The sequence below is a fragment of the Falsiroseomonas stagni DSM 19981 genome (genome assembly GCF_900114315.1).
Taxonomy (GTDB): domain Bacteria; phylum Pseudomonadota; class Alphaproteobacteria; order Acetobacterales; family Acetobacteraceae; genus Falsiroseomonas; species Falsiroseomonas stagni.
Window position 1 is genome coordinate 209,846 of the sequence record NZ_FOSQ01000009.1, and the last position, 18,068, is coordinate 227,913.

An 18,068-nucleotide genomic window follows, 5' to 3' on the forward strand; every position below is an offset into this window, starting at 1 on the left:
GGGTCAGTCCGTCACCGTCAGCCCCAGCCGGGTGATGACGGCGCCCCAGCGCGCCGTCTCCCGCGCCTGCAGCGCCGCCAGTTCGGCGGGGGAGGATCCGACGATCTCGGCTCCCGTCTCCTCCATCCCGCCCCGCGCCGCGGGATCCCTGGCCATCGCCTCCCGCGTCAGCACCGCCAGCCGTTCGGCGATGGCGGGCGGGAAGCTGGCGGGGGCGATGATGCCGGTCCAGCCGAAGAAGGCGCTGTCCGGCAGCCCGGCCTCCGCCAGCGTGGGCACATCCGGCATCTGGGCCACGCGGCGGTCACCGGTCTGCACCAGCGCCACCAGCGCGCCGGCGCGGATGTGCTGCAACGCGCTGAAGGGGGAATGGAACATCACCTCCACCCGCCCCGCCAGCAAATCCAGCGTCGCGGGCGCGAAGCCGCGATAGGGCACATGCTCGATATCGAGGCCGAGGCGCTGCTTCGTCTCCTCCATCGCCAGATGCGTCGTCGTGCCCGGCCCGATCGAGGCGTAGCGGTACTTCCCCGGATTGGCGCGGATCACGGCGAGGAACTCCGCCCATGTCTTCGCCGGGAAGCCCGGATGCACCGCCAGCACGAAGGGCGACCGCGTCAGCAGGGTGACGGAGGAGAAGGCCGTGGCGGGGTCATAGGGCAGCCCGGGGTTCAGCAGCCGCGCCGTCGTGGTCGGCCCGCCGAAGACCAGCCCGATCGTGTGCCCATCCGTGGCGGTCGCGACCGCCTGCGCCGTGATGGCGCCCCCCGCGCCCGGCCGGTTCTCCACCACCACGGGCTGGCCGAGGATGGTCTGGTAGTGCCCCGCCAGCGCGCGGGCCATCTGGTCGCTGCCCGGCCCCGGCGGTGTCATCACCACGAAGCGGATCGGGCGGCTCGGCCAGGCGGGTTGCGCGATGGCGCGGCCGGCGGCCACCAGGCCGATGCCAGCGCCCAGCAGCGCGCGGCGGGTGGCGTGAAGCGGAGCGGTCTCGTGCGGCATCGGGCATCCTGAATCGGGGCGGCGCCGGCACGGTCCCACAAGCCGGCGCGGATTGTCCAACACGCTTGCGCCGCCCTGCCGCCTTCGATAACCCGGCCGCATGATCTCCTCCCGCCTCTGGCAGGATCTGCCCTGGCCGGCCTTCCGTGCGTTGCCGCGCAACACGATCGCGCTGCTGCCCGTGGCCAGCACCGAGCAGCACGGGCCGCATCTGCCGCAGTCGGTGGATACCGTCATCGGGGAGGGCGTGGTGCAGGCCACGCTGACGCGCCTGCCCGCCGATCTTCCACTGCTGGTGCTGCCCACGGTGAAGGTCGCGCTGGCCGCCGAGCATCTCCGCTACCCGGGATCGCTGACCCTGTCGGCCGAAACGCTGCTGGCGCTGGTCAACGACATCGGCGCCAGCGTGGCCCGTGCGGGGATCGATCGCCTGGTCATCATCAACAGCCATGGCGGCAACATCCCGGTGCTGGAGACGGCGGCCTTCCGCATCCGCCTGGCGCACCGCATCCTGGTGCTCAACACCGCCTGGCCCCGCCATGGCCGCCCCGCCGCGCTGCATGATCCGGTGGAGGCAGCCTTCGGCATCCATGCCGGCAGGGACGAGACGGCGCTCATGCTCGCCCTCTCCCCTGCCAGCGTGCGGATGGAAAGCGCCCGCGACTTCACCAGCCGGCTCATGGCCCTGCCGCCCGCGCTCCGCGCCATGCCGCCGGGGTGGCAGGCGCAGGACCTGCATCCCGCCGGCGCCGTCGGCAACGCCGCCGCCGCCACGCCCGCGATGGGCCAGGCGCTGCTGGATCACGCGGCTACGCGGCTCGCTGAACTGTTCACGCAACTCGCCGCCTTCGATGTCGCGGCCTGGCTGAGGGAAGACGAAGCATGACCACCGGCGTCGCGGCGGTGATGGAGGCGCTGCCGTCCCTCGACTGGACCACCGACCCCGCTCTGGTCCGCCAGAAGTCGCGCGACTTCTTCTGGTACTCGCCCGTTCTCAAGCGCCAGCTCAACCGCGTGACCGGGGAGGCGGTGGTCGCCCCGCGGGACGAGGATGAGCTGCGCGCGATCCTCGCCGCCGCCCATGCCCATGACGTGCCCGTCACGCCCCGCGGCGGCGGCACCGGCAATTACGGCCAGGCGATGCCGCTGCGCGGCGGCATCGTGCTCGACATGCTGCGCATGAACCGCATCCTGCACGCCGAAGCCGCCCTGGTGCGCGCGGAGGCCGGCATCCGCATGATCGACCTGGATGCGCAATGCCGGCGGGATGTCGGCGGCGAACTTCGCATCCATCCCTCCACCTTGCGCACCGCGACCTTGGGCGGCTTCATCGCTGGCGGATCGGGCGGCGTCGGCAGCATCACCTGGGGCGGGCTGCGCGCGCCGGGCAATATCCTCGGCCTGCGGGTGATGACGATGGAGGCCGAGCCGCGCGTGCTGGAACTGCGTGGCGCCGACATCCAGCAGGCGAACCACGCCTATGGCACCAACGGCATCATCACGGCGCTGGAGATGCCGCTCGCCCCCGCGCATGAATGGATCGATGTCGTCGTGGCCTTCGCGACGCTCTCCGCCGCCTGCCGCTTCGCCGATGCGCTGGCGCGGCGCGACGACATCACCAAGAAGCTCGCCTGCGTCGTCCCCGCGCCCCTGCCGCAGAACCATTTTCGGCACTGGGGCGCGAAGGTGCCGGCCGGGATGGCCGTCGCCTGCCTCATGGTCGCGGCGCCGGACCTCGCGCGGCTGGATGCGCTGGTGTCCGACCACACCGGGCAGGAGATCCACCGCGAACGCACGGAGGACGCCGCCGTGCCCTGCTACGAGCATTCCTGGAACCACACGACCTTGCAGGTCCTCAAGACCGACAAGACGATCACCTACCTGCAATCCCTGTTTCCCGCGCCCGACCACCTCTCGCTCATCGAGAAACTCGAAAGGCGCTTCGGGGATGAGGTCCTGTTCCATGTGGAAGCCGTGCGCTTCGCCGGCCAAATCTGCGCCATCGGCCTGCAGATCGTGCGCTTCACGACGGAGGAGCGCCTTGATGAGATCATGCGCATCCATGAGGAAGCCGGCAGCCCCATCTTCAACCCGCACACCTTCCTGCTGGAGGAAGGCGGCATGAAGCTGGTGGACCAGGCGCAGCTCGACTTCAAGCGGCGGTCGGACCCCAAGGGCCTGCTCAACCCCGGCAAGATGGCCGCCTGGGACGATCCGGACTGGAAGCCGGGCGCAGTGCCGCCCCTCGAACTCTACGAGACTGACCGGGAAGCGCCGCCGGAACTGCTGGACTGATTCCGATCACGAAATCCCGCATTCCGGAACCTATGGACTACCGCCCGCCCGCCGCTTCCTGTTGAATGTCCCGAAGCCGTGGCCGCCTGAGCCCCGGCAGGGGAAGGAAGCGGCCGATGGGCCAGGTCACGCGCGGGGCTTCGCGCCCATGAAGCTCTGGTACCAATCCATGTCGCGCAGCGCGGCCTGGGGGCACTACCATCCGGTACTGCGCCGGATCATCGATGGCGTGAAGGACGCGGGGACCGAGGTGGTGGTGCATGGCATCACCCAGATCGGCGGCGTCGCCGACCAGTACCGCTACCTCGAATACCTCGAGAGCGGGGAGGTCATGCGGAATGTCGTCACCGCCATGGACCAGGGCTACGACGCCTTCCTGATCGGCAACATCGCCGACCCCGGCCTGCGCGAATGCCGGGAGATCGCGAATATCCCCGTCCTCGGCCTCTGCGAGACGGCGCTGCACCTCGCCAGCATCATGGGTGCCAGCTTCTCCCTCGTCACGCTGAACGAGAAGTTCACCGCCCGCATCCTGGAAAACGTCGATCGCGCCGGCCTGCGCGGCCGCCTGTCCGGCACGGCGCGGATGCAGATGGACCGCATCCTCGACCTGAAGGAAGGATTCACGGATCCCGATGCCCGCACCCGCATCCTGGCCCAATTCCAGGCCGCGGCGGCGGAGACGGTGGATCGGGGCGCGGAGGTCGTGATCCCCGCCGGCGGCGTCGCCATGGCGCTGCTCGCCGATGCGGGCATCCATGATGCGGGGCGCGGCGCGCCGATCCTCAACGGCATCACCAGCCTCATCAAGATGGGGGAGATGGCGGTGCGCATGAACCGCCTGATGGGCGGGCGCTTCACCGCCAAGCGCCTGGCCTATGCGCCCCCCGGCGAGGACCAGATCGCCGAGATCCGCAAGCATTACGGCCCGGTCTACCCGACCGTGCCCGGCCTGACGTGAGAACCCGCCCCATGGCCACCCGCCGCACCGCCCTCGCCACCCTGCTCGCCACCCTCGCCAGCCCTGCCCTGGCGCAGGATGCCTGGCCGACGCGCCCCATCCGCGTGATCGTCCCCTTCACGCCCGGCGGCGGCACGGATGTGATGATGCGCCTGGTGGCGCAGGGCCTGTCGAACCGCTTCGGCCAGCAGGTGGTGGTGGACAATGTCGCGGGCGCCGGCGGCACCATCGGCGCCATGCAGGTGGTGAACGCGCAGCCCGATGGCCATACGCTGCTCTGCGGCACGCCGGGCTCCATCGCCGTGAACCCCGTGATGCAGGCGGGCATCCGCTACCACCCGCTGCGGGACCTGGCGCCGGTGGCGCAGCTGACGGACAGCCCCATCGTCCTTGTCGCCAACAAGGATTTCCCGGTGGACAGCGTGGCCGCGCTGATCGCCCTGGCGAAGGCGCAGCCGGGTGTCATCAATTTCGGCTCCGCCGGCCCCGGCTCCGTCGCGCATCTGTCGGGTGAGATGTTCTGCGCCCTGGCCGGCGTGCAGATCACCCATGTCCCCTATCGCGGCACCTCGCAATCCCTGCTCGACCTCCGCGCCGGCCGCATCCAGTTGCTGTTCGAGAATTTGCCCCCGGTGATGGAGGCGATCGCGCTCGGCCATGTGAAGGCGATCGCCGTCGGCACGCCACAGCGATCCGACCTGCTGCCGCAGCTGCCGACCATCGCGGAGGCCGGCGTCCCCGGCTACGTCTCCTCCAGCTACATGGGCCTGCTGGCCCCCGCCCGCACACCGCCGGAGATCGTGCGCCGCCTGGCGGAGGCCTGTGCCGCCGTGGTCCAGGATGCCGACCTCGCCGCCCGCCTTCGTGGCCTCGGCGCCACGCCCACCCCCACCACCCCCGATGCCTTCCGCGGCTTCATCGGCGAACGCATCGCCGATGTCACGAAGCTCGTCGAAGCCACCGGCCTTTCCTTCAACTGAGGCGCCTGCAGCATGAAGATCTGGTACCAGCTGATCTCCTCCGAGACGGCGATGTCGAATTTTCTCTCGACGACGAAAACGCTCTGCGATGCCGTGGCGGCGCCGGGCACGACGGTGGAGGTGCATGGCACGCCGCATGGCGCGCTCGGCGACCAGTACCGCTCCATCTGGCACTATGACGTGCGCGAATTCGTGGAGACGGCCCTCAAGCTGCGACGGGAGGGCGGCTACGACGCCTTCGTCATCGCCAATTCGCTGGACACCGGCCTGGTGGAGTTGCGGGAGCTTCTCGACATCCCCGTCATCTCCTTCATGGAAGTGCTGTGCTTCACCGCCTGCACCATGGGGGAGCGCTTCGGGATGCTGGTGCAGCATCCCAAGATGGTGTCGCGGTACCGGGAGATCGTGACGGGCTACGGCCTGGCCAGCCGCCTCGCCTCCATCGAGAACACCGGCCATTCCCCCGGCAACAACGCGATGTTCACGAAGGAGGATGAGGCGCTGGCCTATGTCGCCGCCGTGGAAGCGGCCGGCGAACGCGCGGTGGAAGCGGGGGCGGAGGTGCTGTTCCTGACGGGCTCCACCGCCGCGCTGCTGGCCGCGCGCGGCGTCTACACCATCGCCGGCGTGCCGCTGCTGCACAGCTACGGGCTGCTGGTGAAGGCGGCGGAATCCGCCATCGCCATGCACCGCATCACCGGCCATGCCGTCAGCCGCCGCAACTACTACCAGGGCCCGCCGACCGCCATGATGAACCGCGTGGCCGATGTCCGGGGGCTGCCGATGTTCCGAACGCCCTGATTATTATGAAACATAACGTTGACGGGTAGCCCCGCGCCGGGCCACGCTGTCCCCGCGCCCCCTGACCGGGGCGCGGGGAAACGAGAGCATGAACCACGAGACCGTCCCGGATCGCTTCGATCCCTGGCCCCCCGGCATCCAGCCCGATGTCCCCATCGCGGGCTACCCGAACACCTGGACGCACACGCCGTCCCAGCCCCTGATCCGGCGCCCCGCGACGCGGACGGAAGCGACCTTCCCGCTGCGCCTGCACCGCAAGCTGCCCTGCGGGGAGGCGAACCTGGCGGAACCCATCCCCGGCCGCCCCGCCATCGGCCAGCTCATGCACCTCGCCGGCCGGGTGCTGGATGAGGATGGGCGCCCCGTCCGTGGCGCCGTGGTCGAACTCTGGCAGGCCAATGCCTCCGGCCGCTACTTCAACCCGATCGACCAGCGCGCCGCGCCGCTCGATCCCAATTTCGTCGGGAATGGCCGCGTCCGCACCGATGAAGAAGGCCGCTACGCCTTCTTCACCATCAAGCCGGGCGCCTACCCGGTGCCGGTGAAGGAGACCTGGTGGCGGCCGCCGCATGTGCATTTCTCCGTCATCGGCCCCTCCTCCCTCTCCCGCCTCGTCACCCAGATGTATTTCGCGGGCGACCCGCTGAACGCGCTGGACCGCATCCTGCAATCCGTGCCGGATGAGGCCGCGCGCCAGCGCCTCATCGCCAGGGACCTGCCGCCGGCGGAGGTCGGGGACCAGTGGCTCGGCTTCACCTTCGACATCGTGCTGCGCGGCCGCCACGCCACGCCGAGCGCACCGTGAGCGACCCCGCCATGTCCCTCCCCTCCTCCGAACACACCATCGGCCCCTTCTTCCCCCGCACCCTGTTCCGGGATGGCGACAATGACCTGACCATCGCCGCGGAAGGCGCCGCGCCCACCACGAAGGGGGAGGTCATCATCCTGCGCGGCCAGGTGCGGCGGGAGGATGCGGTGCCGTGCCTGAACATGATCCTGGAAGCCTGGCAGGCCGATGCCGCCGGCCATTTCGACCATCCGCTGGACCCGGGGCGGGACAGGGCGGATCCGGATTTCCTCGGCTGGGGCCGCGCCTGGACGGATGGGGAAGGCCGCTACGAATTCCGCACCGTCATGCCCGGCGGCTATGCCGACCCCGCCGGCCCCCGCGCGCCCCACATCAACATCGCCGTCATGGGCGCCGGCCTGATGCGCCGCGCCCAGACCACGGTCTTCTTCCCCGATCACGAATCCGCGCACGCCGTCGATCCCGTCATGGCCCTCGTCCCGCCCCCGCTCCGCCCCAGGCTGGTCGCGGTGCCCGGCGGCACGCAGGACGGCATCCGCGTCTTCCGCTTCGACATCCGCCTGCGCGGCGGCCCGGATGAGGAAACGCCGTTTTTCGAGGATTGACGCCGCCGCCGCCCCGCAGGAGACACTCCCCCATCACAGAAGGCCGCGCCACGGCCTCGGGGAGGAAACCATGCGCATCAATCGTCGCACGCTGCTGGGCGGCGTGCTCGCCGTGCCCGTCATCGGCAGCCAGGCCTTGGCCCAATCCACGGGGCAATCCTTCCCGAACCGTCCGCTGACCATTGCCATCCCCTTCGCCGCCGGCGGGCCGACCGACATGATCGGCCGCCTGCTGGCGGAGGGCATGTCCCGCGAACTCGGCCAGCCCGTGGCGGCGGAGAACCTGACCGGCGCCGGCGGCACCATCGCCGCCGCCCGCGTGGCGCAGTCCCGCCCGGACGGCCACACGCTGATGATCCACCATATCGGCCTGGCCGCCGCGGCGACGCTGTACCGGCAACTCCCCTTCAACATCGAGCGCGGCTTCGCCCCCCTCGGCGTGGTGTCCCACACCGGCATGGCCATCGTCGCCCGCCCGGATTTCCCGGCGCGCGACCTGCCCGGCTACATGGCCGTCCTGCGCGAACAGGGGGACAGGCTGAACCTCGGCCATGCCGGCCTCGGCGGGTCGAACCAGCTCTGCGGCATGCTGCTGCAGCACGCGGCGGGGCGCAGCGCGACCACCATCGTCTTCCGCGGCAGCGCGCCGGCGATGACGGAGATGATGGCCGGGCGGCTCGACATCTCCTGCGAACAGGCCACCGTCGTGGCGCCCTTCGCGCGGGACGGCCGGATCAAGGCCTATGCCGTGACGCTGCCCGAACGCATCCCGGGCTTCGATGTGCCGACCGCGCGCGAACAGGGCGTGGACCTCATCATGTCCGCCTGGCACGGCCTCTACGCCGTTGCGGGCACGCCGCCGGAGATCCAGCAGCGCCTGGCCCAGGCCGCCCGCGCCGCCCTGCGCGACGAACGCCTGCGGCAGCGCTTCGCGGAGACGCTGACCACCGTCGCGACGGATGAGGAAGCCACCCCCGCCCACCACACCCGCTTCCTGGCCAGCGAGATCGCGCGCCTTCGTCCGCTGATCGTGGCGGCCGGCCAGTTCGCGGACTGACCGCGAAGGGCGCCCGCCGGGCCGCTTCCTTGTTGCCCGGGGCCTCGCGCCCCGGTAGAATTAGGGCGCATGACATCGTCATCGGCGCCCTTGATCCGACCGGCCAGTGACGAGCGCCGACCGGGCGATGGGTCACTGGCGACCAGGGGCGAGGGTGGGCTGGCGCTGCGCGAGGACGTCGCCGCCCTTCGTCCCAGCTGGACGCCGCGGCAGCGTTCCCGCAAGGGCTTCATCATCGGCCTCATTCTGTTCGTCCTGCTGCCGCTGGGCCTGACGGCGGGCTATCTGCACGTCCTCGCGGCCGACCAGTATGTCTCCGAATTCCGCTTCACGGTGCGCCGCCAGGCGGTGACGCGCGCCGAACAGCCCTCCGTCATGGGGGCGCTCTCCGGCGTGAACCCGCTCGCCGCCCTGCTCCAGGACAGCGAGATCATCAACCAGTATCTCCGCAGCCGGCAGGCGCTGGACGACCTCCGCGGTGACGTGGACGTGGTCGGGATGTGGAGCCGGCCGGCGCAGGACTGGCTGTTCCGCCTCGATCCCGCCCTGCCGATCGAGCAGCGGCTGCGCTACTGGCGCGGCATGGTGCAGCCCTATCTCGACAACACCACGGGCGTCACCACCGTCCGCGTCTGGGCCTTCACGCCGGAGGATGCGGCGCGCCTCGCCACCGCGCTGCGGGACCAGGCGGAAGCGCTGGTCAACAGCCTCGGCCGGCGGTCGCAGGAGGATTGGCTGCGCCAGGCCCAGCGCGACGTGTCGGAGGCCGAGGCCGACCTGAATCGCGTGCGGTTGCAGATGGCCGAATTCCGCAATGCGAATGAGATGCTGTTCCCCAACCTGAACGCCCAGATGGTCAGCCAGGTGGAGACCCGGCTGCGGGAATCGCTGGCCGATCTGCGCAGCCAGCTCGCGGTGCAGCTCGCCAGCGGCGGCAATCCTAATGCCGTCCATGTGGACAATCTGCGCCGCCGCGTCGCGGGGCTGGAGCAGGAAGTCCGCCGCGTGCGCGGGGAGCTGACGGGACCCGGGGAGGATGGCGGCGCGCAGGACCGCTCCATCGCCACGCGCCTCAGCGGCTATACCGCGCTGGAGGTCGAGGAACGCCTGGCGATCCAGCGCGTGGAACGCGCCCAGACCCAGCTTTCCATCACCCAGGCGGAAGCGGCCCGGCAGCTCGTCTACCTCACCACCTTCGTGGCCCCCGGCCTGGCCGAGACGTCGGAATGGCCGCGCCGCTGGGTCATCCTGCTGCAGGTGGCCGCGGGCGGCGTGGTGCTGTGGCTGCTGGTGGCCTTCGCGCTGCGCTCCATCCGCGAGCATGCCAGCTAGCCCGCCCCCGGCGGCGGCGCCCGACTGGCCGCCGACGCTCGACACGCCGCTCGACGCGATCGCCCGGCGCTGGCTCGACCACCGCGACGATTTCGACGCCCATGCCCTGGAGGTCGCGATCGAGGTCGCCCACGGCGCCGAGGCCTATGCCCTTGCCGCCACCTGGCTCCAGGCCCTGATCGACGGCTTCCCCGATCGCGATACGCCGGCGCAGCGCTGGCGGCTCGTCGGCGTCCTTCTCCACGCCGGCGACGACGCAGCGGCGACGGAGGCCATGCACAGCCATCTGCGCCGCATGCCGCAGGACTGGCAGGGCTGGACGCGCCTGGCGGAAATGCTGGCCCGCCGCGGCGATCCCGCCGGCGCGCTGGCGGCGCTGGCCCAGTTGCCGGCCGCCGGCCACCGGGATGCCGCCCTCGGCCTGGCCCGCGCCCGCATCCTCCTGCATTTGCGCAAGCCGCTCGAGGCCCGGGCGGTGCTCGAAGCCGTGCCGCGGGACGATCCCGCCGCCTATGCGGATGCCTGCCGCCTGCGCGCCCAGATTGCCTCGTCCCTCGGCCAGGCGCGGGAGATGGCGGAAGCCGCGCTGGAAGGCCTGGCCCATGCGCCGGGCGACAGTTTGCTGCTCGTGATCCTGGCCCGGGGCCTGGCAGCGGAGCAGGATTGGGCCGCGGCCCTCCCCGTCCTCGACCGTGCCGCGGCGGCGGGCGTGGACGATGCGGATTTCCACTACCTCCGCAGCGCCGTGCTGCTGCATCTCGGCCGCCTGCGCGAAGCCCTGGCAACGGCGCAGAAGGCCATCGACCTCAGCGGCGGCGATCCCGCCCATCTCTACCACGCCGCCGGCATCGCCATGCGCCTGCATGATGTGGCGGAGGCGCGCGCTTTGCTCGACCGCCTGCTGGAGGCCGCACCCACCCATGCCGAGGCCTGGCTGCTGCGGGTGGAACTGGAAGCCGCTTCCGGGCAGCGGCAACTGGCGCTCGACCTCGCCGACCGGGCGCGCGAAACCCTGCCGGGCGACGAAAGGCTGCGCCAGCGCCGGGCCACCCTGCTGCTGCAGGCGGAGCCCGAGGTCACCACCCGGCGCGCCGCGCTGCCGGACCGCCCCCTGCCGCGCCGCCCCGGCCGCGCGGGCCCGCCGCGGTCGGAGGCCGAAATCCTGCGCCGCGGCCTGGCGGGCCAGATGCGGGCCTTGCAGGCGCTGGTGGGCTACCGCATCCACCACATGACGCAGTTCTCGCGCTTCGGCCTGCTTTCCGCCGTGCTGGAGCCGATGCTGCACATGGCCGTGCTGGCGGCGGGCATGTACTACTTCAATCACGGGCGCCCGCCGCTCGGGAAGGACCTGTTCTTCTTCTACGCCACCGGCGTGCTGGTCTTCCTCGCCTTCGCCCATGTCACGCAGCACGCCTTCACCGCCTACCGGGAGGAAGCGAGCCTGTTGCAGGTGCCGCAGATCCGCCGCGTGGACCTGGTGCTCAGCGTGGCGGTGGCACATCTCCTGGTGGATGGCATGGCCTGCTTCGTGGTGCTGGGCGGCATGGTGCTGCTGCGCGACCACGCGATGGTGGATGACTGGTGGACGGTCGCGGCCGCCTTCCTCGGCGGCATCGCGCTCGGCACGGGGCTGGCGCTGCTCGGCGCCGCGCTGAACAGCATCAATCGCGGCGTGCAGAAATTCTGGGTCAGCGCCCAGCGCCTGCTCTACATGATCTCCGGCGTCTTCTATTTGCCGATGCATATGCCCGAAGGCGTGCGGGACTGGATGACGCTCAACCCCGTCCTCCACCTCATCGAATGGTTCCGCCACGGTGTCTTCCCGCAATACGAACCGCCCTGGCTCTCCCCCCTCTATGTCCTGCAATGGGCGGTCTGCCTCATCGTGCTGGGCCTGATGCTGGAAGTGGCGCTGCGTCGCCATGTGCGGCCATGATGCGCTTCGACCGCGTCACCAAATCCTATCGCCGCCGCGGCGGGCGGCAGGTGATCCTGGATGATGTCTCGCTCGACCTGCCAGGCCGCATGCGGCTTGGCATCCTCGGCCGCAACGGCGCCGGCAAGAGCACGATGCTGAAGCTGCTGGCGGGCAGCGAGCCGGTGGATTCAGGCCGCATCGTGATGGATGGCGCCGTCTCCTTCCCCATCGGCTTCACCGGCACCTTCCATCCCCTGCTGTCGGCCCGGCAGAACCTGCATTTCCTCTGCACCGTCTACGGCATGGACCATGCCGAGACCGCGGGCTGGGTGGAGGATTTCACCGAGCTCGGCCCCTATTTCGACATGCCGGTCGCCACCTATTCCTCCGGCATGTTCGCCCGCATGGCGATGGCGTCCAGCTTCGCCTTCGAATTCGACATCTATTTGGTGGATGAGGCCTTCGAGGTCGGCGACGCCGCCTTCCGCGCCAAATGCGCCGCCGCCTTCGATGCGCGGCTGCACGACGCCTCGCTCATCCTGGTGTCGCAGAACATGGACACCATCCGCCGGCATTGCGATTGCGCGGCGGTGATGCATGGCGGTCGCCTCGATGTCTTCGACCGGCTGGACGATGCCTTCGACCATTACGAGGCGACGCTGCTGTTGGAAGCGGGCCCGCATCCGGACCCGTAGGCCGCGCCCCTATCCCTTGTTGACGCGGAAGAAGCGGATGAAGGCGCCGGGGTCTTCCGCCAACTGAACCAGCCGCCCCTGTTCGATCAGCGGCTCCACCCAGGGCTTCACCGTCGGCGTCTCCGGCCGGCCGACATCGTCGATGCCGACGATCGTGTCGGGCTGGATCAGCGGCATGATCCCCTCGAACACCGGCGCCATCAGCACCTCCATGTCGAGGTCGAGCCACACGAAGGACAGCGGCTTCGTGAGCTGCCGCCAGGTCTGCGTGGCATCGCCCTTGATGGGCCGGATCGGCAGCACATGGGACCACGCCGTCAGGTGTTCGAAGGCGTTCTCGTTGTCCGAATAGGCGCCGATGCCCAGCGCTCCGCCACCGGGATCGTTGATCTGGAAGCCCTCGAAGGTATCGAAGGCATGGACCGTCTTGCGGTCCGCCAGGCCGAGTTCCCGCAGCGCCCAGGCGAATTTCAGCGACATGGTACCGCGAAAGCAGCCGAACTCGACGATGTCGCCGGGGACGGAGAGCGACTTGAAGAACCAGGGCTCGATCACGCCGAGATTCGCTTCCGTGCGGAGATTGTAGATGCTCGCAGGCAGCAGGCTCTTCAGCGTGGCGGGCGGCGGCGCGTCGGATGACGGGTCCATGGCGGTGCTAGCCGGCCGAAGGTCTGTCGGCGTGCTGGCCGGCGAGGGAACGGATTGCGAGTCCAAGGCGGGGTTCTCCCAGTGTGGCCGCACGACGGATGGCGGGCGGCAGGGGTGTGGCGGCGGCGGCGGTGGCGCTGGCCACGCGCCAGGCGGCATCGGCATAGACATCGTCCACGATGTCCCGCACCCGCCGCAGCGGCGTCCAGCCGGTACGGTTGCGCAGCCGCGTATTGTCGCCGGCGATCACCGGCTCATCCGTCGGGCGCAGCAGGCTTGTGTCGACGTCGGGCGTGGCGCGCTTGCCGGAGATGGCCTCGAACATCGGCAGCAGCGCGCCGACCTCGACCACCTCCTCCCCGCTGATGTTGTAGGCCTCCCCCGGCGCGCCCTTCTGGGCAAGGCCGATCAACGCCTCGATCAGGTCGGCCACATGCAGGAAGGCGCGGCGCGTGCGCAGGTTGCCGACGCGCAGCGTGCCCCCTTCCGGCGGCAGCGCCGCGATGCGCCGCGCGAAGTCGGACACCACATCGCCCTTCTTGCGCGGGCCGCTGCAATTGAAGATGCGCGCGCGGATGCTGCGGATGCCGTCGGATTTCCAGTACTGGAAGGCCAGCAGGTCCGTCGCCGCCTTGCTGACGCCGTAGGGATGCAGCGGCAGCAGCGCCGCATCCTCCGTGATCGGCCCGTTGGAGTTCAGCAGGCTCGCGCCATAGGAGGCGGAGGAGGACGCCACCACCACGACGGGATCGTAGCCCGGGCTGCGGCGGCGCAGCGCGCGCACCGCCTCGAACACATTGGCGGTGCCGACGACATTGGTCTCCAGCGTCTCCTGCGGGCGTTCCCAGGACACGGTCGGATAGCTCTGCGCCGCCAGGTGGAAGATGACGTTCGGGCGAAGCCGCTCGATCACCTCCGCCACATGCTGGCCGTAGCGGACATCCATCTCCACCAGCCGTTCCGCGGACGGCAATTCCCGCAGGTCCGTGGTGGGCTTGGTGTAGGTGCCCGTCACCGATGCGCATTCGGCCTGCAGCCGCTCGTACATGTGCGAACCCACCATGCCGCAGGCACCGGTGATCAGCACGTTCCACTGCGCGCGGTCAGGCATCGATCAGATCCATGTAGGTTTGAACCATGCCGCGGGGATTGTAGGTCTGCAGGGCCTTTTCGCGATTCCCGGCCAGTTCGTCCCGGAAGTTGGGGAAGCGTTGCAGCGCCTCCGCCAGCTCGACGAAATTGCCGATGTTGAAGAAGTTCATGGCACCCGGGAAATACTGCCCCATCTCCCGGAACACCGGCGCGTTGCTGAACAGCGCGTCGGATCCGAATTCCACCGCCATGGTCGCGGGGCCGGATCCGGATTGCCCCGACATGGTCTTGATGTAGGGATGAACGGCGTAGTCCATCGCGTGGTAGAAGCGCGGCATCTCCTCGTCGCTCACCTGGCCGAGGAAATGGATGCGGTCGCGCAGGTCCCGGCTGGGCAGGAAGTTGCGGAATTCGGAGTAGCGGAACAGCTCCGTCCGGATCTGCTGCTTCTCATAGGACACAGGCTTCATGGCCTGCCCCTCCCCCGGCATCGCCATCACCGCCTGGTCGGCCGCGCCCGGTCCGTTCTGCGTCAGCCCGAAGGCCAGCAGCTGGCGCAAATAGGGGCCGATGTCGCGATCCGGCGACAGGCCTTGCGGGTGCTCCCCCCCGATGATGGACAGGTGCCAGTCATCCGGCAGGTATTCCAGCGCCTTCATGGCCGTCATGTGGCCCTTGTAGGCATTCAGGAATCCGTACACCGCGAAATGCTTGTGCCGGGGATCGAGCCCCACCCTGGCCAGGAAGGCGTCGCGATCCACGGAGGCACGGACGGCTTCCGCCTGTTCGCGGGAGAAGTAGGTGATGGGGTAGTTGGTGATCCGTTCCAGCCCGTAGAAGCGCTTCAGCAGCGTCTCGTCGCCACGGCAGAAGGTCATCACCTTCACATGCCGCGCATTGGCAACCATCTTCCAGAAGCGGCCGATGTCATCGACCAGGCCGCCGACGGTCAGGTGCGCGTAGGCGCGCCGCAGGTCGCGGTCGATCAGCGCATCCAGCGCGGAGAGCACGCCGGCGCCGGAGGAGGCACGATCGAAGCCGTGCACGGTCATGACGACGTTGCGCGATGCCTTGAGGAGCTGCGCGACGCGGCGATAGGAGGTGCGCCGGCTGCTGCCATACAGCCCGGGTTCGAATTGCAGCAGCACCGCATCATAGCCGCGGAGTTCACTGGCGATCTGAGCCACCGCCTGGTCACCCTTGTTGCGGATGACGCGCGGCGTCTGCACCCGGAGCAGCGAGACCGGCAGCCGCTTCACCTCCACCTGGTGGCCCGCGGCTTCGAGATGGACTTTCAGGCGGGAACTGTAGAAGGCTGCCCCGCACTCCTCGTTATAGCTTGAAACGATCGCCAGTCTTTTTCCCATCAGGATCAGTCCCCCGTCTCGGGCCAATCGCGGCCCCGGGCCGGTAAACCGCCAGCCGGTTCGGGCCGATGCGGCACCAGGGGCCCGCAAAGGTCTTCAACCCACGCTACCAGAACGGCGCAACATCGCACCAGGGGTAGAACCATCCAATTGTAACTATCGCTATGCGATCCTTCGGCCCGGTTTGATCGCCGCCTGCGGGCATCCTTTCGGCAAGAAGGTCCCGGCCTCGCCCCACGACCGATCCACGGGCTCGCACCCGGATCGACTGTCGCGAACGGGCGCCTGCTCGGTGCTGGTCAAGTATCGCGCCGATCGTTAGTGATCCGATCGTCATCCGACGGATGATGATGCTGCCGGCTGCGGAGACCGTTCGAGAAAACCTGGCGGGTCGGTTCCGCGAGTTCTTTCCGCCCCTGCGTCGCCTTCCAGGCGCGCTACCCGCGCGTCGCGCTCACGGCGCGACGCCGGGCTTGCCGATGCAGCCAGCATCGGCGGCGCCCGGTCCCTGGCCGGGATCGGAAATGCCGTGCGGACACTCAGCCGCCGGCATTCACAAACGGTCCCTCACCCCTGCCGCGTCGCTTCATCGGTGAGCCAGTCGAGAATGGCGGCGAAGTTCAGCACCGCCTCCCCCATCATCCGCACCGCCAGGGCATCACCGCGGCCCGGCGCATCGGGCAGCCGCTCCACCGGCCCGAAGCCGGGCGGTGGCGCGACATCCGCAAGGCGCGCCAGCGCATAGGCCGCATGCCCGCGCACCTCCTCCGCCAGCCGCGCCCGGCCTTCCGCCGGCAACCCCGCCGCCTCCGCTCCCGCGGCCGCAAGGTCGATGACGGCGGCAAAGACATCGGCCGGCGCCAGGCAGCCGCCTGGCCTCTCCCACCCCTGCGCGAAGGCCAGGTCGAAGCGGCGGCAGAAGGCTTCCGCGATGCCCCCGAAGGCCAGCACGGCTTCCATCTCCGTGGCCGGTAGAGGCTGCGCACGCAGCGCGGCGATGGCCTGCTTGACCGCGACATACCCGCGGACCCGTTCCTCGCCATGGCGGCGCAGTTCCGCCGGCGTTCCCCGGCAGAAGCCGCCATGCCCGCAGGAGGGCGGGGGCGCGGCCCAGTCATCCGCCGTGATGGTGAAGCCGGCGACCTCCATGCCGAGGTCGCCCTCCGTCGGCAGCAGGATCGCCAGGTCGCAAAGCCCGTCCTGCGTCAGCCTGAAGGGCGCGCGCAGGCGCCAGACGCCGTCGGGTGTCACGCCGGCCTCGAAATGGGTCACCCGGTCGCCACAGCGCAATCGCGCGCCCAGCAGCGTGGATTCCTCCACCGCGCCGAAGACATCGATGGACAGCACATAGCCGCCCATTTCGCCGCGGAAGGACAGGCAGGGCTGGTCGCGCGACCAGCGGCTGGGGCGGCCATCCTCGCGCAGGTGGTGCGGGTGCCATCCCGGCCCGCCGGGGGCGGCTGCCGCATCGACCTCAACCCGCCCACCGCGCCCGACCCGGCGGCCCATGTAGTCGGCCCGCGCGGAAGGTCGCAGCGCCGGCCGCGCCGCCGCCATGCGGCGGGCCTCCCGCAACAGGATCTCATCCAGCCGGATGAAAGGCGCGATGGCTTCCGCCACGCCAGCCTGCCTTTCATCCCCGAAGGCGGTCCGGGCATTCAGCACCGGCAACCGGCTGGCGAGCGGCAGGCCGAGATGCCGGAACAGCGCCGGGACATCCTCCTCGATCCGCTCCGCCAGGCCGATGAAGGAAAGCCGTTCAAGCTTGGCCAGGGCGACGTCGAGGATCGCCTCCGCCTCGCTCTCCAGGAAGGCCCGGAAATCCTGTCCCTTCTCGAACAGCGTATAGGGTTCACCGAAGGCAAGGTCCTCGCAGCGCTCGCGGCCGAGCCGCGCGGTCAGCACCGGCCACAACCCCATCGCCAGCGTCTGATGGTTCCACATCGACGTCATGGCGATCGGGTGATCGGCGATGGCGTCGAGGAACGCCCAGATGTCGAGGGTCCTGAACAGCGCCATGGCCCGCGACGGCTCGGGCGGTGCGGCGGCCAGGTCCTCGTCGCTCGCCTGCGACCATTGCCGCCTTTCGGACAGGAAGCGCGCCAGCGGATCGCGGAAGAAGGCGAAGAGGAAGGTGTCCGGCTCCTCGAACCAGTCGATGGCGCCATGCCCGTGGATGTAGAGGTACCGGGCCCTGTCATGATCCGTGATGCGGCTCGTGATCCCGCCATGCCGCAATTCGCTGGCGCGGGCCGATCGCCCCGTGGCGATCACGTCGTCCAGCAGGGAATGCAAGGTCGTGCCGGCGGTCTTGCGGATATGCAGGAACCGGATTGGCCGGGCCGGCGCCTCGGCTGCACGGCGGCCAACCAGCGGCGCAACGGGGTGATCCACGCGGAACTCGGTACTCATCCGGCCTCATCCAGTCCGGGCCCGCGTCTGGCGTGCGGCCGATCAGCCGCGGTGGGGAAGCCAGGCCGCGCCAGTCGCCGCCGCTGCGATGATCG

Annotated in this window: 16 protein-coding genes; 11 read left to right on the forward strand and 5 right to left on the reverse strand. The window is 69.9% G+C overall.

Annotated elements, in window-relative coordinates:
• Nucleotides 1–3: 3 nt before the first annotated feature.
• A complete protein-coding gene (locus tag BM041_RS21085; RefSeq protein WP_175534066.1) occupies nucleotides 4–1,002 on the reverse strand; it encodes a Bug family tripartite tricarboxylate transporter substrate binding protein in 999 nt (332 codons plus the stop codon).
• A gap of 100 nt (nucleotides 1,003–1,102) precedes the next feature.
• Here BM041_RS21085 and BM041_RS21090 point away from each other — a divergent pair, with 100 nt between their 5' ends.
• The 11 genes from BM041_RS21090 to BM041_RS21135 all read left to right on the forward strand — a co-directional run bounded on the left by BM041_RS21090 (nucleotide 1,103) and on the right by BM041_RS21135 (nucleotide 12,454).
• Nucleotides 1,103–1,888, forward strand: a complete 786-nt coding sequence (locus tag BM041_RS21090; protein WP_092961907.1) for a creatininase family protein — start codon at nucleotides 1,103–1,105, stop codon at nucleotides 1,886–1,888.
• A complete protein-coding gene (locus tag BM041_RS21095) occupies nucleotides 1,885–3,297 on the forward strand; it encodes an FAD-binding oxidoreductase (protein WP_245762204.1) in 1,413 nt (470 codons plus the stop codon). Before BM041_RS21090 ends, BM041_RS21095 begins: the two co-directional genes overlap by 4 nt.
• 148 nt (nucleotides 3,298–3,445) lie before the next feature.
• The gene (locus BM041_RS21100; protein WP_092961870.1) at nucleotides 3,446–4,258 is read left to right on the forward strand and encodes an aspartate/glutamate racemase family protein; all 813 of its coding nucleotides are present in this window, start codon (nucleotides 3,446–3,448) and stop codon (nucleotides 4,256–4,258) included.
• Between the two features lie 11 nt (nucleotides 4,259–4,269).
• The gene (locus BM041_RS21105) at nucleotides 4,270–5,238 is read left to right on the forward strand and encodes a Bug family tripartite tricarboxylate transporter substrate binding protein (RefSeq protein WP_092961871.1); all 969 of its coding nucleotides are present in this window, start codon (nucleotides 4,270–4,272) and stop codon (nucleotides 5,236–5,238) included.
• Between the two features lie 12 nt (nucleotides 5,239–5,250).
• On the forward strand, nucleotides 5,251–6,039 hold the full coding sequence (locus BM041_RS21110) for an aspartate/glutamate racemase family protein (protein ID WP_092961872.1): 789 nt from the start codon (nucleotides 5,251–5,253) through the stop codon (nucleotides 6,037–6,039).
• Between the two features lie 88 nt (nucleotides 6,040–6,127).
• Nucleotides 6,128–6,844 (forward strand): dioxygenase family protein, encoded by a 717-nt coding sequence (locus tag BM041_RS21115; protein WP_092961873.1) that lies wholly within the window; start codon nucleotides 6,128–6,130, stop codon nucleotides 6,842–6,844.
• A gap of 11 nt (nucleotides 6,845–6,855) precedes the next feature.
• On the forward strand, nucleotides 6,856–7,452 hold the full coding sequence (gene pcaG, locus BM041_RS21120; protein WP_092961874.1) for a protocatechuate 3,4-dioxygenase subunit alpha: 597 nt from the start codon (nucleotides 6,856–6,858) through the stop codon (nucleotides 7,450–7,452).
• A gap of 70 nt (nucleotides 7,453–7,522) precedes the next feature.
• A complete protein-coding gene (locus tag BM041_RS21125) occupies nucleotides 7,523–8,509 on the forward strand; it encodes a tripartite tricarboxylate transporter substrate-binding protein (RefSeq protein ID WP_092961875.1) in 987 nt (328 codons plus the stop codon).
• 90 nt (nucleotides 8,510–8,599) lie between these two features.
• Nucleotides 8,600–9,841 carry a hypothetical protein gene (locus tag BM041_RS30725; RefSeq protein ID WP_175534067.1) on the forward strand — a complete coding sequence of 414 codons (1,242 nt, stop codon included), beginning with the start codon at nucleotides 8,600–8,602 and terminating at the stop codon, nucleotides 9,839–9,841.
• Nucleotides 9,831–11,777, forward strand: coding sequence for a tetratricopeptide repeat protein (locus BM041_RS21130; protein WP_175534068.1), 1,947 nt, complete (start codon nucleotides 9,831–9,833; stop codon nucleotides 11,775–11,777). The genes BM041_RS30725 and BM041_RS21130 overlap by 11 nt, the downstream gene beginning before the upstream one ends.
• A complete protein-coding gene (locus tag BM041_RS21135; RefSeq protein WP_092961877.1) occupies nucleotides 11,774–12,454 on the forward strand; it encodes an ABC transporter ATP-binding protein in 681 nt (226 codons plus the stop codon). The genes BM041_RS21130 and BM041_RS21135 overlap by 4 nt, the downstream gene beginning before the upstream one ends.
• Before the next feature lie 9 nt (nucleotides 12,455–12,463).
• Here the strand turns inward: BM041_RS21135 and BM041_RS21140 are convergent, their stop codons facing one another.
• The 4 genes from BM041_RS21140 to BM041_RS21155 form a co-directional block, all read right to left on the reverse strand.
• Complete coding sequence (locus tag BM041_RS21140) at nucleotides 12,464–13,102, reverse strand: class I SAM-dependent methyltransferase (RefSeq protein WP_092961878.1); 639 nt, start codon at nucleotides 13,100–13,102, stop codon at nucleotides 12,464–12,466.
• Nucleotides 13,103–13,109: 7 nt separating this feature from the next.
• Nucleotides 13,110–14,213 carry a GDP-mannose 4,6-dehydratase gene (locus BM041_RS21145; protein ID WP_092961879.1) on the reverse strand — a complete coding sequence of 368 codons (1,104 nt, stop codon included), beginning with the start codon at nucleotides 14,211–14,213 and terminating at the stop codon, nucleotides 13,110–13,112.
• The gene (locus BM041_RS21150; RefSeq protein WP_139226127.1) at nucleotides 14,206–15,561 is read right to left on the reverse strand and encodes a glycosyltransferase family protein; all 1,356 of its coding nucleotides are present in this window, start codon (nucleotides 15,559–15,561) and stop codon (nucleotides 14,206–14,208) included. The genes BM041_RS21145 and BM041_RS21150 overlap by 8 nt, the downstream gene beginning before the upstream one ends.
• Nucleotides 15,562–16,128: 567 nt before the next feature.
• Entirely contained in the window at nucleotides 16,129–17,973 is a 1,845-nt protein-coding gene (locus BM041_RS21155) for a sulfotransferase family 2 domain-containing protein (protein WP_092961881.1), read from the reverse strand.
• Between the last annotated feature and the right edge of the window lie 95 nt (nucleotides 17,974–18,068).